Source organism: Clostridium sp. UBA3061, from assembly GCF_002367465.1.
GTDB lineage: Bacteria > Bacillota > Clostridia > Clostridiales > Clostridiaceae > Clostridium_J > Clostridium_J sulfidigenes.
On record NZ_DFCF01000002.1, the window covers coordinates 343,673 to 359,294 of the forward strand.

18 protein-coding genes are annotated in these 15,622 nt (G+C 30.2%); 16 read left to right on the forward strand and 2 right to left on the reverse strand.

Going from position 1 to position 15,622, the window contains the following annotated elements:
* Window positions 1-27 precede the first annotated feature (27 nt).
* The gene (locus B2P65_RS01735) at window positions 28-783 is read left to right on the forward strand and encodes an exodeoxyribonuclease III (RefSeq protein ID WP_346847393.1); all 756 of its coding nucleotides are present in this window, start codon (window positions 28-30) and stop codon (window positions 781-783) included.
* A gap of 76 nt (window positions 784-859) precedes the next feature.
* A complete protein-coding gene (locus tag B2P65_RS01740) occupies window positions 860-1,132 on the forward strand; it encodes a hypothetical protein (protein ID WP_346847394.1) in 273 nt (90 codons plus the stop codon).
* 76 nt (window positions 1,133-1,208) lie between these two features.
* Here B2P65_RS01740 and B2P65_RS01745 read toward each other — a convergent pair whose 3' ends face one another.
* The gene (locus tag B2P65_RS01745) at window positions 1,209-1,580 is read right to left on the reverse strand and encodes a hypothetical protein (RefSeq protein ID WP_035130245.1); all 372 of its coding nucleotides are present in this window, start codon (window positions 1,578-1,580) and stop codon (window positions 1,209-1,211) included.
* Window positions 1,581-2,003: 423 nt separating this feature from the next.
* Between B2P65_RS01745 and B2P65_RS01750 the strand changes: the two genes are divergently transcribed.
* From B2P65_RS01750 to B2P65_RS01760, 3 genes are read left to right on the forward strand one after another with little or no spacing between them, the layout of a single operon-like run.
* On the forward strand, window positions 2,004-2,366 hold the full coding sequence (locus tag B2P65_RS01750) for a DUF2089 domain-containing protein (RefSeq protein ID WP_035130549.1): 363 nt from the start codon (window positions 2,004-2,006) through the stop codon (window positions 2,364-2,366).
* Between the two features lie 16 nt (window positions 2,367-2,382).
* Window positions 2,383-2,775, forward strand: a complete 393-nt coding sequence (locus B2P65_RS01755; RefSeq protein ID WP_035130552.1) for an SHOCT-like domain-containing protein — start codon at window positions 2,383-2,385, stop codon at window positions 2,773-2,775.
* A gap of 27 nt (window positions 2,776-2,802) precedes the next feature.
* Window positions 2,803-3,072: a hypothetical protein gene (locus tag B2P65_RS01760; RefSeq protein ID WP_346847395.1), complete on the forward strand. Its 270-nt coding sequence runs from the start codon at window positions 2,803-2,805 to the stop codon at window positions 3,070-3,072.
* A gap of 58 nt (window positions 3,073-3,130) precedes the next feature.
* Here the strand turns inward: B2P65_RS01760 and B2P65_RS01765 are convergent, their stop codons facing one another.
* Window positions 3,131-4,249 carry a hypothetical protein gene (locus tag B2P65_RS01765; protein ID WP_346879499.1) on the reverse strand — a complete coding sequence of 373 codons (1,119 nt, stop codon included), beginning with the start codon at window positions 4,247-4,249 and terminating at the stop codon, window positions 3,131-3,133.
* 491 nt (window positions 4,250-4,740) lie between these two features.
* Between B2P65_RS01765 and B2P65_RS01770 the strand changes: the two genes are divergently transcribed.
* The 11 genes from B2P65_RS01770 (at window position 4,741) to B2P65_RS01820 (ending at window position 15,614) form a co-directional block, all read left to right on the forward strand.
* On the forward strand, window positions 4,741-5,874 hold the full coding sequence (locus B2P65_RS01770; protein ID WP_346847397.1) for a 1-propanol dehydrogenase PduQ: 1,134 nt from the start codon (window positions 4,741-4,743) through the stop codon (window positions 5,872-5,874).
* 245 nt (window positions 5,875-6,119) lie between these two features.
* Window positions 6,120-6,467 (forward strand): ethanolamine utilization microcompartment protein EutS, encoded by a 348-nt coding sequence (gene eutS / locus B2P65_RS01775; RefSeq protein WP_035130564.1) that lies wholly within the window; start codon window positions 6,120-6,122, stop codon window positions 6,465-6,467.
* 8 nt (window positions 6,468-6,475) lie between these two features.
* Window positions 6,476-6,907, forward strand: coding sequence for a EutP/PduV family microcompartment system protein (locus tag B2P65_RS01780; protein WP_035130567.1), 432 nt, complete (start codon window positions 6,476-6,478; stop codon window positions 6,905-6,907).
* A 21-nt stretch (window positions 6,908-6,928) separates the two neighbouring features.
* Window positions 6,929-7,501: an ANTAR domain-containing response regulator gene (locus B2P65_RS01785; RefSeq protein WP_035130570.1), complete on the forward strand. Its 573-nt coding sequence runs from the start codon at window positions 6,929-6,931 to the stop codon at window positions 7,499-7,501.
* Window positions 7,494-8,918, forward strand: a complete 1,425-nt coding sequence (locus B2P65_RS01790; protein WP_035130573.1) for a sensor histidine kinase — start codon at window positions 7,494-7,496, stop codon at window positions 8,916-8,918. The genes B2P65_RS01785 and B2P65_RS01790 overlap by 8 nt, the downstream gene beginning before the upstream one ends.
* 131 nt (window positions 8,919-9,049) lie before the next feature.
* Window positions 9,050-10,483 (forward strand): ethanolamine ammonia-lyase reactivating factor EutA, encoded by a 1,434-nt coding sequence (gene eutA / locus B2P65_RS01795; RefSeq protein WP_346847398.1) that lies wholly within the window; start codon window positions 9,050-9,052, stop codon window positions 10,481-10,483.
* A 17-nt stretch (window positions 10,484-10,500) separates the two neighbouring features.
* Complete coding sequence (locus B2P65_RS01800; protein WP_346847399.1) at window positions 10,501-11,865, forward strand: ethanolamine ammonia-lyase subunit EutB; 1,365 nt, start codon at window positions 10,501-10,503, stop codon at window positions 11,863-11,865.
* Between the two features lie 13 nt (window positions 11,866-11,878).
* Window positions 11,879-12,769: an ethanolamine ammonia-lyase subunit EutC gene (eutC, locus tag B2P65_RS01805; RefSeq protein WP_346877288.1), complete on the forward strand. Its 891-nt coding sequence runs from the start codon at window positions 11,879-11,881 to the stop codon at window positions 12,767-12,769.
* 17 nt (window positions 12,770-12,786) lie between these two features.
* Window positions 12,787-13,440 carry an ethanolamine utilization microcompartment protein EutL gene (gene eutL, locus B2P65_RS01810; RefSeq protein ID WP_035130583.1) on the forward strand — a complete coding sequence of 218 codons (654 nt, stop codon included), beginning with the start codon at window positions 12,787-12,789 and terminating at the stop codon, window positions 13,438-13,440.
* Window positions 13,441-13,455: 15 nt separating this feature from the next.
* Window positions 13,456-14,136: a BMC domain-containing protein gene (locus tag B2P65_RS01815; protein ID WP_346847401.1), complete on the forward strand. Its 681-nt coding sequence runs from the start codon at window positions 13,456-13,458 to the stop codon at window positions 14,134-14,136.
* A complete protein-coding gene (locus tag B2P65_RS01820) occupies window positions 14,136-15,614 on the forward strand; it encodes an acetaldehyde dehydrogenase (acetylating) (RefSeq protein ID WP_346847402.1) in 1,479 nt (492 codons plus the stop codon). Before B2P65_RS01815 ends, B2P65_RS01820 begins: the two co-directional genes overlap by 1 nt.
* The last annotated feature ends 8 nt before the right edge of the window (window positions 15,615-15,622 follow it).

Below are 15,622 nucleotides of genomic sequence, written 5' to 3' on the forward strand. Positions count from 1 at the left end.
ATTTATTTTGGAAATGAGGTAGTATATATGAAGTTGATTTCGTGGAATGTTAATGGCATTAGAGCTTGCGTTCAAAAAGGATTTTTAGATTTCTTTAAAGAAGTAGATGCAGATATGTTTTGTATTCAAGAAAGTAAAGTTCAAGGTGGGCAGATAGAACTTGCTTTAGAAGGATATCATCAATACTGGAATTATGCTGAAAAAAAAGGATATTCAGGAACTGCTATATTTACAAAGATAGAACCTATGAATGTATCCTATGGTATTGGAATAGAAGAACATGATAAAGAAGGTAGAGTAATTACTTTAGAGTTTGAAAAGTTTTATCTTGTAACAGTATATACTCCAAACTCTAAGTCGGAGTTAGAAAGACTTGATTATAGAATGGTTTGGGAAGATGAATTTAGAAAACATCTTAAAAATTTAGATGAAAATAAACCAGTGATAGTCTGTGGAGATTTAAATGTAGCTCATAAGGAGATAGATCTTAAAAATCCTAAAAATAATAGAAGAAATGCAGGATTTACTGATGAAGAAAGAAATAAATTCACTGAATTATTAGATTCTGGATTTATAGATACCTTTAGAAATTTCTATCCTGATTTAGAAGGAACATATTCTTGGTGGTCTTATAGATTTAAAGCTAGAGAGAAAAATGCAGGATGGAGAATTGATTATTTCTGTACCTCAGAAAGATTAAAAGAAAATTTAATTTCAGCTAAGATACATACAGAGATATTAGGTTCAGACCATTGTCCAGTAGAAGTTGAAATTAATATTTAACATTTAAAGTAATATTATTCCATAAACTTAAATATAATATATAAAATTATACTTAAGTAAATATGGAGGGGTTACTATGATAATAGATGCTAGTTTAAGAGATTTAAAAATTAAGGGAAGAAAATTTAGAAATGAAGGAAGAACTGTGGGAATGATACTTAGAAGTAATGGAGATACTTTGCCAATTAGTATTAAACGTTCAGATATGGATAAATTTCTAAAAAGATATGGAGACCATAGTGATGTAACTTTAAGGGTTCATGGAGAAAATATTAATACATCCATAATAGAAGTACAAAGAGATCTACTACTTCATTATGCACATAATGTGCAGTTTAAAGAAATTTAAATTATAGTTTGAAAAATCCCCAGTTAAATTGNNCAATTTAACTGGGGATTTTTCTTATTTTAGTATCATTTATAGACTAAAGTGGTATTCTTGCAAGAACCATATGTTTATTTTTCATATTATATAACTGTTCCTTAGTGATTTCTTGAATAGTTGTAATCTTAGTTACATTGTGGATCATACCAACTCTAATTTTTGCATCTTCTAAGTCTCTTGCTAATAATGTTCCACAGTATCTAGCATCTTCAGTATCCACATTAAATAAGAATACATTTAATTTCTCTATTGGTACAACATCTTTCTTTAAAAATTCATCATCAAATTCAACTTCACTATCAAGAGAGATTAAACCTTCTCTAACTATAAGTTTATCCCACCCTTTATATTCACAAAGTCTACCCCATAGTCCTAAATTCATAATGCTTCTTACAGTAAGTTTTACCATCATAAAAATTCACTCCCTCTCAATTTTAACTCTCATATATTTTAATTATTATTGTACCATTATTTTGAAGATTATTCAATCAATTTACTGAATATTTAAATCATTTATAGTTTGTATACAATATTTATTGATTATACATTAATAAATATATTAAATTTATCAATAATTATGATTACCAATTTAAAAAGATTTATGTTATTAGATCTTTGTATATTTATTCTAAGGTTTGTAATGAATATTTTATAATAAGATTTTTATATATTATCAATAAACGAGTAAAATTAATTATATTAATATTAAAATTAATTATATTAATATAATGCTTATTGAAAATTAATTTTTTGAATAATAATATTAATTATTTTCAATGTATATATTTACAATTAAAAGAATATGCCGTATAATTTTATTTAGGAGGTGGCAAGAATGTATAAGGCATTAACAAGATGTCCTGTTTGTTCAGGAAAATTGAATATAAAAAGGCTACAGTGTGATGAATGTAATACTGTAATTGAAAATAATTTTACTTTTTCAAAGTTTGAGAAGTTAAATCATGATCAATTAAGGTTTGTAGAAACCTTTTTACAATATAGAGGAAATATAAAAGATGTAGAGAAGGCATTAGGAATTTCTTATCCAACAGTAAGGGGTAAGTTAGATGAAATAAATGAAGTATTAGGGCTATCTAGTAAAAAACAGCATGAAATTGATAGAAAACATGTAATTACAAAGTTAGAAAATGGTGAGATAACTTCAGATGAAGCTATCGAACTTTTAAATAAAATATAAATTAGGGGGAGTAATCATGGAAGATAAGTTAAGAATTTTAAAAATGGTAGAGGAAGGAAAGCTTACAGGGGAGCAAGCAAGTAAACTTCTAGAAACCTTAGAAAAGAACGATGGAGATAAAGTAAAAGGCGAAGATGATGATGAATTCTTTAAAATACCAAAATCAACTAACGGGACTAGAATGCTTTATATAAGGATTAAATCTCACGATGGAGAAAATGTTAAAGTTACAATACCACTAGAGGTTATAAAAATAATGGCTTCTGCTGGTAGTAATGTAATTGAAAGTATGGACAAATATGATATCAAAATTGATATGATATTAGAAGCTATTGATAAAGGTGTTGTAGGACCAATTGTACAAGTAGATACAGATGAGGGAGATAAAATATTGATAGAAATAGCTTAAAATAATATATTAAGGGGATTTGAGTAAATGATTATCAATATAAAAGAACCAGGGGAAAATAAGAGTAAAAATATATGTATACCAAGGGTTTGTATTTCGCTAGGAATATTTGTACTACCTTTAGCATTAAAATCTATGTATAGGAAAAAAAATAATAGTAAAACCAAGGTAGCAATTAACAATAAAGAAATGAAGAACTTAAAAAAAGCAATTAAGTATCTTAATAAAAAATATAAAGGCTTAGTTCTTGTAGATATAAAAACCAATGAAGGAGAAAGTGTAAAAATAGTTATATAGATAATATATGTATGTATTTTAAAGAGATGATCAGTTTGATTAAAGTCATTATGTAAAACTACATAATGACTTTAATACCTTTAGATTCAGCCTGTTTTATGAAATCCTCTAAATTTACAATATAACAATTTTTTAAACTAATAGTTTTCAGTGTAGGTATATCAAAAAGTTTAGAATAATCTGATATGTAAGCGTAGGATAGATTCAAGGTTTTTAGATTATTTATAACTTCTATTCCATCTACAATTAAAGGACCTTCTAAACATAGAGAGAATTCCTCTACATTAGGAAAATTTTTCAAAGTTGAAAGCTGAAAATCACTGCTAAAGCTAATGGTTAAGTTTTTTACCTTTGGGAATAATGGCAGACTATTTATAGAATCAGTTTTAGGATATATAAGTTTAAAAGTATCTATTTTATCAAATAAGGCTACTTCACTTAAGACATTTAAGTTGCATCTGTGTATACTTAAAGTCTTTAAATTATACAACTTAGTAATAGGTAAATAATCTAAAATTAATCCATCATCATTAATATCCAAGGTGTTTAAATTTTCAATGTATTCTAAGCCTTTTAGATTAGATACATTTTTTATTTTAAGTATATTTACATTTGAAAGTTCAGTTTTATTCAAAGAATTTAAAGAATATGAATTCATACCTATGGCTTTTTTTACAGTAGTATTAAGGTTAGAATCTTTTATAATTCTCTTAGAATATATGTAATAATTAATTGAAAAGAAAGTACATATAGATAAAATCACCATAATAATTTTTAGATATTTTTTACTATGGAATTCTTTTGTAACTCTGTAGATTATAGATATACCTAAAGATAATATAAGAATTATATGACTAGGTATGTATATGTATAATTTAAACGATAAATAATTTAAAATCATTGGAATGGTTATAATATAACTGATAATAATAAAATTAGAAGAGTGAAATTCATTAAAATTAGTGATGGTTATAATTACAGTTATACATAATAATACAATCCATGGCAAAGGAAATTTACCATCTAGGACTAATAGATTTGAAAAGAATATATTAAATATCATAAAAACAATGAGAAAACTTATAGAAATAATATACCAAACATTACATTTAGATTCTTTAGGATATAAAGTAATAATATTATTTTTTACATTAGTTTTATAAAAAAAGTTTTTCATTCCGTCCTCCTAGTATTAAGGGTTATAATGTTATACAAATATTATATTTTAAAAATAGTCATATGTAAACGTATAATAGACTCGAGAAAATGTAATATTTAACGGCAAATTTAGAGGATTTTATCATAAAAAATATTTAAAACAGAAAAATTTTTTAATATTTATTAATATAAATAAAAATGCTGTAGAAAATAGTAGTTTAAGAGATAAATATTATAGTATAAATATTATATTCAATTAATTAATAAGTTTACATTTTAATTAATTGAATATTTATTGACTTTTATTTTTTAAAATAGTATATTGAAAATATGTACAATGAAGTACTTAAAGAGCAGTGAAGCTCCATAGGATTATTCCTATGGAGCTTTTTGTGGTTGTTTTTAGGGTAAATTTAATAATGAATTTTCTTTTAATAAACTTACTGCATAAATAGTTAATTAATTTTAAAGACTATATTGTAAATAAGATAGTCTTGAAAGGAGTTTAAGATGAACAATTTTAAAATTAAAACTCAGATTTATTTTGGTCAAGGAGCTTTAGAACGGTTAGAGGAAGTAGGAAATAAAAAAGTTTTTGTAGTTACAGATCCTTTCATGGTGAAATCAGGAATGATTAATAACATAACAGAAAAATTAAAAAGTGCTAACATAACTATATTTAGTGATATAGTTCCAGATCCACCTATAGAGCTTATAGTTCAAGGTATAGAAGAGCTTCAGAAAGTTAAGCCAGAAGTGTTGATTGCTCTAGGAGGAGGTTCTTCAATAGATGCAGCTAAAGCAATAATGGATTTTGCGAAGAAAATTACATCTGTCACAGATATGGAATTTATAGCTATCCCAACTACAAGCGGTACAGGTTCAGAGGTTACATCTTTCTCAGTAATAACAGATAAAACTAAGGGAACAAAGTATCCATTAGTTTCAGATGATCTATTACCAGATGTGGCTATATTAGATCCAGAACTAGTGAAAAGTGTACCTGGATCAATTACTGCAGATACAGGTATGGATGTAATAACCCATGCTCTTGAAGCTTATGTATCTACAAATGCTTCTGATTTTTCAGATGCTTTAGCTGAAAAAGCACTTATACTATCATTTAAATATCTTTTAAGAGCATATAGTAATGGTGAAGATATAGAAGCTAGAGAAAAAATGCATAATGCATCATGTCTTGCTGGAATTGCATTTAATTCAGCTTCTCTTGGATTAAATCATGGGATAGCCCATGTTCTAGGCGGCAAATTCCATGTACCTCATGGAAGAACTAATGCTTTATTATTACCTTATATAGTTGATTTTAATGCTGACATAGTAGGATATGAGAATAATGAGTTTTCTAGAGCTGCTATTAAATATGCTAACATAGCAAAATTATTAGGATTACCTTGTAGTAATGCTAGAGCAGGAGTTAGAAGTATTGTAAATGAAATTAAAAAATTACAAAAGGAAATGAATATGCCTACCACTTTAAAAGCTTGTGGTGTATCTATGGAAGAATTAGAAAAGCTTAAAGAAGAAATTGCAAACAGTGCATTATTAGATGCATGTACTGCAACTAACCCTAAAATACCTACTCCTCTTAATGTTATTGAAATTATCGGAAAAATTAAAGAATAACATCAAAAAATGGGTTGACAGTATAAAATTTTGAATATATAATCGAAATATACACAAAGTAGTGTAATGGTTTTAAGCAAAGGGGCTTCTTGAAAATATTATGTTTTCGAGGAGCCTTTATTATTTTTATAAAATTATAGATTTATTTAAGAATAGTTGTTAAAACACAGGTAATACTAAGACTAATAATTTATATGAAAATATTATTTTAGTGTTGTCTCTAAATGCAAAGGTAAGGTGAGTATATGAGTGACGATAAGCAAAGGATCATACAGGAGTTTGTTCCAGGAAAACAAGTAACCCTTGCACATATAATAGCAAATCCTACAGAAGAGCTTTATAAAAAGCTAGGTCTTGTAGCAAGCACTAGAGATGCTATTGGTATTTTAACTATAACTCCAAGTGAAGGTTCTATAATTGCTGCTGATGTAGCTACAAAAGCTGCTGGAGTTAATCTTGGGTTTGTAGACAGATTTAGTGGTTCACTTGTTATAACAGGAGATATTAGTTCTGTAGAATCAGCATTAAAGGAAGTTACTTCTGTACTTGAAGGATTATTACAATTTACCTCTACAAAAATTACTAGAACCTAGGAGGTAACATGAAAAAAGTAATATTTATAGGAAAGACTGGAAGTGGAAAGACTACTTTGTGTCAAAAGATTCACGATTTAGATTTAGAATATAAGAAGACTCAATCGGTAGAAATTTATGATGAGTCTATAGATACTCCAGGAGAATATCTAGAAAATAGATCTTACTACAAAGCTTTGATAGTAACATCAGCAGATGCAGATGTAATTGCACTAGTATATGATTGTACTTCAGAAGAATCGTACATAGCACCAGGTTTTTGTAGTATGTTTGCTAAAGAATGTATTGGGATAGTGACAAAGATAGACATTGCTCAAAACAAAGATAGAATAAAATATGCTAAGGAAATCTTAAATGAGGCTGGAGTATCTAGAATATTTGAAGTAAATACTTTAGATGGAACTGGCATAGAGGAATTAATTAAATATTTAAGTTCATAATATAGAGGAGAATAATTAAATATGAGTAAAAAAATCATAATAGTCGACGATGAGCCTATTATTAGAATGGATATCAGAGATATCTTAGAAGCGGAGGGTTACAATGTAGTAGCAGAGGCTTCAGATGGGTTTAGTGCTGTAGAACTTTGTAAAGAGCATAAACCTGATTTAGTAATTATGGATATACAGATGCCTATACTTGATGGCATAGGAGCCAGTAAAAGAATTAGACTTGAGCATCTTGCAGGTGGAATACTTTTATTGACAGCCTTTAATGATACTGAATTTATAGAAAAGGCTAAAAGTGTAGGAGCATATGGATATCTGGTGAAACCTTTAGATGAAAAATCATTTATTCCAACAGTGGAAATGTGCTTAGCTAAAGTAGAAGAGTTTGAAGAGTTAGAAAATAACCTGGAGAAAGTTACATCAAAGTTAAACGAAAGAAAATTAATAGAAAAAGCAAAAGGTATACTTATGAAAGAATTAAATTCCGATGAAGAAGAAGCTTACAGATACATTAGAAAATTAAGTATGGATAGAAGATGCTCTATGATAGATATTGCAAAAACTTTAATAGTGGCTTATGAATAAGATAAAAGAATTATGTAATATTTATACTAATCTTACTGATGAAGATGTTAATAAAATCATAGAGGTTTCTAGCTCTATTGAGTTAATAGCTAATTTAGAGGAATGTGATGCTTTTATAGATGTGCCATCAAAAAATCCAGAAGAAGCTATAGTGGTTTCAGAAGGAAGAAAAAAAGAATCTATTTATACTAATTCTGTAGTAGGGAAAAAAGCTTTAAGAATTAATGAGCCTGGTGTAATAAGAACTCTAAAAACCGGTGAGGTTTTTAAAGGAGTAAGAGCTTTAACACAAGAAAATAGATTTGTAAGGCAAAAGGTATACCCGATTTATAATAAGGAAAAAATAATAGGAGTAATTATTGTTGAGGATGATATAAGTAATGAAATAAAAGAAGATTTTACTATTCCTAATGATGGCTCCAAAAGCAAAAGACAAAAGACACATCAGCTTATGAACTTGATAAATTCCAATAGATTGATAAATGATAACTTAGAATCTGCCATTTTAGTTTATGATGAAAATGGAATATTAAGAATTAAAAATAGAAAAGCTGATATGATTTACATAGGTAGGGGATATAATGAGCTTGAAGGAATGCATTATGATGACTTGTCCTTAGATAATACCCTATTTACTAATATTAATAAAATCTTAGAGATTACAGAAGATAATAAAGTAATAACAAAGGAAATAAAAGTTGGTAATTTTTATTATGGAATAAAAAGAATACTGATTAAGGAAGAAGACTTGAGAGTTATTGAAATAGTTCAAGATATAACAGATATAAAGAATAAGGAAGCTGAAATAATCTCTAAATCTGTTGCTATAAGAGAAATTCATCATAGAGTAAAGAATAACTTACAAACTGTAGCTTCACTTTTACGTATTCAAGGGAGAAGATGTGATAGTGAGGAAGCAAAGGTAAGTCTTCAAGAAAGTGTGAATAGGATTCTAGCTATTGCAGCAACTCATGAACTTCTATCTAAGGATATAAGTGATGAGGTAAAGATTATGAAGGTTATAAATGCTATAGTAGATAATGCTAAAAGATGTTTTTTAAACATTCAAAAGGAAATTAACATAGAAGTATCAGGTGATGATTTTTATATTGATACAGATAGAATTACTGCAATATCTCTTATAATTAATGAATTAATACAAAATTGTTATGATCATGCTTTTAATCATAGGGAATGTGGCACTATAAAAATTATTGTTACTGAGCAGGAAGAGTTTAGAGAAATATCAGTAGCTGACGATGGAGTTGGTTTTGATACTTCCATAGATAAATCTTCTAGCTTAGGAATGTCTATAGTAAAAAACTACGTATCTGATAAATTAAAAGGTGATATAGATATATTTTCTAATGATGAGGGAACTAGAATTAAATTTAGATTTCCTATAAAACTTGAATAAAATAGAACTACATTGAAGTAGTTTGATTTAAGCAAAGAGGCTTAAAGTTAAAAAAATTAATTTTCATAGTTATTTGAAAGATTAATTTGATAGCTTTAAGCCTTTTTATATTTGTATTTGGAGGTGATTTAATGAGAGAAGAACTTTTAAGTGTTGGAATTGATATTGGAACTAGTACAACTCAACTTGTATTTTCGAAACTAATCATAGAAAACACTGCTTCAAGTTTTTCAGTACCTAGAATATCAATAGTTGATAAAGAAGTAGTTTATAGAAGTGATGTTTATTTTACGCCACTTAAATCTATGACAGAAATTGATGCCGAGAAAGTTAAGGATATAGTATCTTTAGAATATAAAAAATCTGGTATCAATAAGGATGAAATACAAACAGGAGCTGTAATTATAACAGGTGAAACTGCTAGAAAAGAAAATGCCAACGAAGTACTGCATACTTTAAGTGGATTTGCAGGAGACTTTGTAGTTGCTACAGCAGGTCCAGATCTTGAAAGTATTATAGCAGCTAAAGGTGCAGGAGCTCACATTTACTCCAGTGAACATTCTACAAGTGTAGTTAATCTAGATATTGGTGGAGGAACTACAAATTTAGCTGTGTTTACTAGAGGAGATTTGAAGGAAACTGGATGTCTAGATATAGGTGGAAGACTTATAAAACTTGATAAAGACACAAATAATATAGTATATATAGCACCTAAAATACAAAATATTATAAATCAAAATAATTTTGATATAAAAGTTGGCTATAAAGCAACTAAAGAAATGTTGATTCCAGTTATTGATGAAATGGTAAAGCTTTTAGAGGAAAGCGTAGGAATTAGGACTCAAACATCTATCTTTGAAATGATAGTTACTAATAAGTCTATTGCCTTAAATGAGGAGATTAAGTGTATATCTTTTTCAGGCGGAGTAGCTGACTATGTATATAATGAATCTCCTATAGAAGATTATTTTAAGTATGGAGATATAGGAATACTTCTTGGAGAAGCTATTAAAAACTCAGACTTATGTAAAAAATTAAAATTGGCGAGAGCAATAGAAACTATAAGAGCAACAGTAGTGGGAGCTGGCTCTCACACTATGGATATTAGTGGAAGTACAATTACATATACCCATGACAACTTCCCTATAAAAAATTTACCAATTTTAAAGCTCAGTTTAGAAGATGAGAATAGAGGTTCTGAAGTTTTAGAAAAAGCTATATCAGAAAAAATTAACTGGTTTAAATATGAAAATGAACTTCAGAGTATTGCCATAGCCCTACATGGAAAGAAGAATCCTTCTTTTGCAGAAATACAAGATATGGCAAAGGGACTAGTAGGTGGGATGAAAGAACTGATTGATAGAAAGCTTCCACTTATTATAATTGTTGAAAATGATATGGCAAAGGTATTAGGTCAGGCTATTTACTCCCTTTTACATCTTGATAAGGACATAGTTTGTATAGATGGTATCAAGGTGGAAAATGGAGATTATATAGATATAGGAAAACCCGTAGCGGAAGGTAAAGTATTACCTGTAGTTATAAAAACATTAGTATTTAATTAACCGAGAGGAGGATTATCATGATTTTAAAAACTAAATTATTCGGAAAAGTATACCAGTTTAATTCAGTAATGGAAGTTATGGCAAAAGCAAACGAAGAAAAATCAGGAGATAACTTAGCAGGAATAGCTGCACAGTCAGCAGAGGAAAGGGTTGCAGCAAAAGTTGTACTTTCTAACCTTACATTGTCTGATTTAAGAAATAATCCTGCAGTACCTTATGAATTAGATGAGGTTACTAGAATAATACAAGATGACGTAAATGAAAAAATATATGCAGAAGTTAAAAATTGGACTGTAGCAGAATTTAGAGAGTGGCTACTAGATGATAATACTACAGGAGCAGATATAAGAAGAGTTTCAAGAGGAATAACATCAGAAATAGTGGCTGCTGTTGCAAAAATAATGTCTAATATGGATTTAGTATACGCAGCTAAGAAAATAAAAGTTACAGCACATTGTAATACAACTATAGGAGAACCCGGTACATTATCTGTTAGATTACAACCAAATCATCCAACAGATGATCCAGATGGAATACTTGCATCTTTAATGGAAGGATTAAGCTATGGTATTGGAGACGCAGTGCTTGGATTAAACCCAGTTGATGACTCTGTAGAGAGCGTAACAAAAGTCTTAAAGAGATTTAATGAATTTAAAGAAAAATGGCAAATACCAACTCAAACTTGTGTACTTGCGCACGTAACTACACAAATGGAAGCAATTAGAAAAGGTGCGCCAGCGGATCTTATATTCCAATCAATTGCTGGTTCTGAAAAAGGAAATGAAGCATTTGGATTTACTGCTGCAACAATAGAAGAAGCAAGACAACTTGCACTTAAAGAAGGAACTGCTACAGGTCCAAACGTAATGTATTTTGAAACTGGTCAAGGTTCAGAACTTTCTTCAGATGCACACCATGGTGCTGACCAAGTAACAATGGAAGCTAGATGCTATGGATTTGCTAAGAGATTCCAACCATTCTTAGTAAATACAGTTGTTGGATTCATAGGACCTGAGTACCTATATGATGCAAAACAAGTTATAAGAGCTGGTCTTGAAGACCACTTTATGGGTAAACTTTCAGGACTCCCAATGGGATGTGACGCTTGTTACACAAACCATATGAAAGCTGATCAAAATGATATAGAAAACTTAGCGGTATTACTTGCTACAGCAGGATGTACATACTTCATGGGAATTCCTCATGGTGATGACGTAATGCTTAACTATCAAACAACTGGATATCAAGAGACAGCTACATTAAGAGAGTTATTAGGAGTAAAACCTATTAAACCTTTTGAAGAGTGGATGGAAAAAATGGGAATTATAGAAAATGGCAAGTTAACCAGAAGAGCTGGCGACGCTTCAATATTTTTAGGATAAGGGGGGACTACTGATGAACGAACAAGAATTAAAATTAATGGTTGAAAAGTTATTAGGAGAAATGGTAGAAAAATCAGGTAGTACTGACATAGTAAATCAAGTAGCAAATAAAATGAGTGCTGTAATAGGTTCAGTAGATGAAAATGGATGTATTCCAGATATCACAGAAATTGACCTTAAAAAACAACTTTTAGTTGAAAACCCTCATGATAGAGAAGGATACCTAAAAATGAAGGAAAGAACTCCAGCAAGAATAGGTATTGGAAGATCAGGTCCAAGATACAAAACTATAACTCAATTAAGAGTTAGAGCTGACCATGCTGCTGCACAAGACTCTGTATTCTCTTATGTATCTGAAGACTTTATAAAAGAGAATAATTTAATACCAGTAAATACAATGTGTGTTGATAAAGATCAATATATAACTCGTCCTGACCTAGGAAGAAGATTTGACGAAGAAACTACTAAGTTTATAAAAGATAAGTTCTCAGGTCAAAAAGTGTTAGTAGTAGTTGGAGATGGACTTTCTTCTGCAGCTATTGAAGCTAACCTAAAAGATTCAGTTCCTTCAATTAAGCAAGGTTTAAAAATGTATGGAATTGAAATTGGAGATATATTATTCATTAAACATTGTAGAGTTGGAGCTATGGATGCCATTGGTGATGCAACAGGAGCAGAGGTTGTTTGTATGCTAGTAGGTGAAAGACCAGGTCTTGTTACTGCTGAATCAATGAGTGCTTATATAGCTTATAGACCAACAGCTAATATGCCAGAGGCTAACAGAACAGTTATATCAAACATCCATAAAGGTGGTACTACAGCAGTTGAAGCTGGAGCACATATAGCTGAACTTATAAAGACAATGCTTGATAAAAAAGCATCAGGAATAAATTTAAAAATATAATTTAGGGGGAATTTATTGTGATTAATGAAGCATTACGTCCAACCGTATTAAGCGTTAAAATAATTTCAAATGTAAGCCCAGAACTAGTTAAAAAATTAGAATTACAACCTCATCATAAAAGTTTAGGTATCATTACTGCTGATAGTGATGACGTAACTTACACTGCCCTTGATGAAGCTACAAAAGCTGCTGAAGTTGATGTAGTATATGCAAGATCAATGTATGCAGGTGCTGCTAATGCATCTACAAAACTTGCTGGTGAAGTTATTGGAATAATAGCTGGACCAAGTCCAGCAGAAGTAAGAAGTGGTTTAAATGCTACTATAGACTTCATGGAAAATGGATCACACTTTGTAAGTGCTAATGATGATAACTCTATAGCTTACTATGCACACTGTGTTTCAAGAACTGGAACTTATCTTTCAAAAGTAGCAGGAGTTAAAGAAGGAGAAGCAATAGCTTATCTAGTAGCTCCACCACTTGAAGCTATCTATGGATTAGATGCAGCTCTTAAGGCAGCAGATGTTGAAATGAAAGAATTCTTTGGACCTCCAACTGAAACAAACTATGGTGGTGGATTACTTACAGGTAGTCAATCAGCATGTAAGGCAGCATGTGACGCTTTTGCAGAAGCTGTCAAATCAGTTGCTCAACAACCAGTAAACTTTTAGGCGAAGGTTTAGTAAGTGAGTAAAGCATTAGGTCTAGTAGAAGTAAGAGGATACGTTGCAGCAGTAGAAGCTGCAGATTCTGCTCTAAAGGCTGCAAATGTTACTTTGATTGGACTAGAGAAAATAAAAGGTGGAATAACTACTATTAAAATTATTGGAGATGTAGGAGCGGTAAAGGCTGCAGTTGATGCAGCCAAGGCTTCTGTAGAAAGTTTAGGTACTTTTAGAACTGCTCATGTGATACCAAGAGTAGATTCACAAGTTGAAGGTTTATTCTTTGAAGGACATAAAAAACCACAAGAGGTACCTATAGAATCATCCAGTGAAAAAAGTGATACAAAAGATAAGGAAAAAACAGAAACTCCAGTTAATAAAAAAGAAGAGGCTTTAGTCAAGGAAAAAGTGGAAACTTCTGAAGCGGAAATTGTAGAAAAAGTTACAGAAGAAAAATTAGAAGCTAAAAAAGAAACCAAAGAAAAAAGTAAGGAAATAGAGCCTCAAATAAACAAAATAGAAGAAATTATAAAAAATGATTTCAAAGATCATATAGATTATAACTCTATGAAAGTAGAAGAGTTAAGAAGATTAGTTAGAACTTTAAAAATTCCGAATATGACAAATAAACAAATTAAATTTGCCAAAAAGGATGTGCTTATTAAAACTATACTAGAATATAACAAAGCAGGTGAAAAATAATGGAACTTACAGATAAAGATTTAGCGTCTATACAAGAGGTTAGAAATCTAATTAAAACAGCTAAAGCTGCTCAAGCAAAATTGGCTAAAAAATCTCAGGATGAGATTGATAGAATAGTTAAGGCTATGGCTGAGGCTGCTGCAGCAAATGCAGAGAAGCTAGCTAAAATGGCAGTTGAAGAAACTGGATTTGGAATATGGCAGGACAAAGTAATTAAAAATATTTTTGGGTCTACATATATCTATGATTATATCAAGGATCTAAAAACTATTGGTATAGTTGCAGAAGATGAAGAGAAAAAAGTTATGGATGTTGCAGTACCTATGGGAGTAATTGCAGGATTAATTCCTTCAACTAATCCAACATCAACAACTATGTATAAAGCTCTTATATCATTAAAATGTGGAAACGCAATAGTATTTTCACCACATCCAAATGCTAAAAAAAGTATATTAGAAACAGTTAGAATTATTAATGAAGCAGCTGTAAAGGCTGGATGCCCAGAAGGAGTTATTGGATGCATTACAATTCCAACCCTTCAAGCTACAGATGAATTAATGAAAAATAAAGATACAGCTATGATACTTGCAACTGGTGGTTCAGCAATGGTTAGAGCAGCGTACTCTTCAGGTACACCGGCCCTTGGAGTTGGTCCAGGAAATGGTCCAGCATTTATTGATAAGAGTGCTGATATTAAAGTTGCAGTTAAGAGAATAATGGATTCTAAAACTTTTGATAATGGAACAATCTGTGCTTCTGAGCAATCAGTGATTATAGAAGAAGCTATTAAAGATAGAGTGGTGACTGAATTCAAAAATCAAGGAGCATATTTCTTAAGCCCAGAAGAAGCAAAACAACTTGGTAAATTTATAATGAGAGCTAATGGAAGTATGAATCCACAAATAGTTGGTAAGAGTGTAGAAACTATTGCAAAACTTGCTAATTTAACTAACGTACCTTCTTCAGCAAGAGTACTTATTGCTGAAGAAACAGAAGTAGGACACAATGTTCCATATTCAAGAGAAAAACTAGCTCCAATTCTAGGATTCTATGTTGAAAAGAGTGTAGATGATATAGAAGCTAAGTGTAGAGAAATACTTATTAATGAAGGCGCTGGTCACACATTCTCAATGCACTGTGAAGACAAGGAACTAGTAAAAAGATTTGCTCTTAGTATGCCGGTATCAAGAATACCAGTAAACACTCCAAGTACTTTAGGAGGAATAGGTGCTTCTCTAAATATAGTACCTGCTTTAACTTTAGGTTGTGGAGCTATTGGTGGAAGTGCAACATCTGATAATGTAGGACCACTTCACCTTGTAAATATCAAAAAAGTAGCTTATGGAGTTAGAGAAATTGAACATTTTAGAGGTGGAAGTAGCAATTCAGTTAATGGAAATAATAGTTCACTTTCATCTGCAGACACAGAAGAGCTTGTTAATTTACTTGTTAAGAAAATAATAAGTGAATTAAGATAATAAAATAA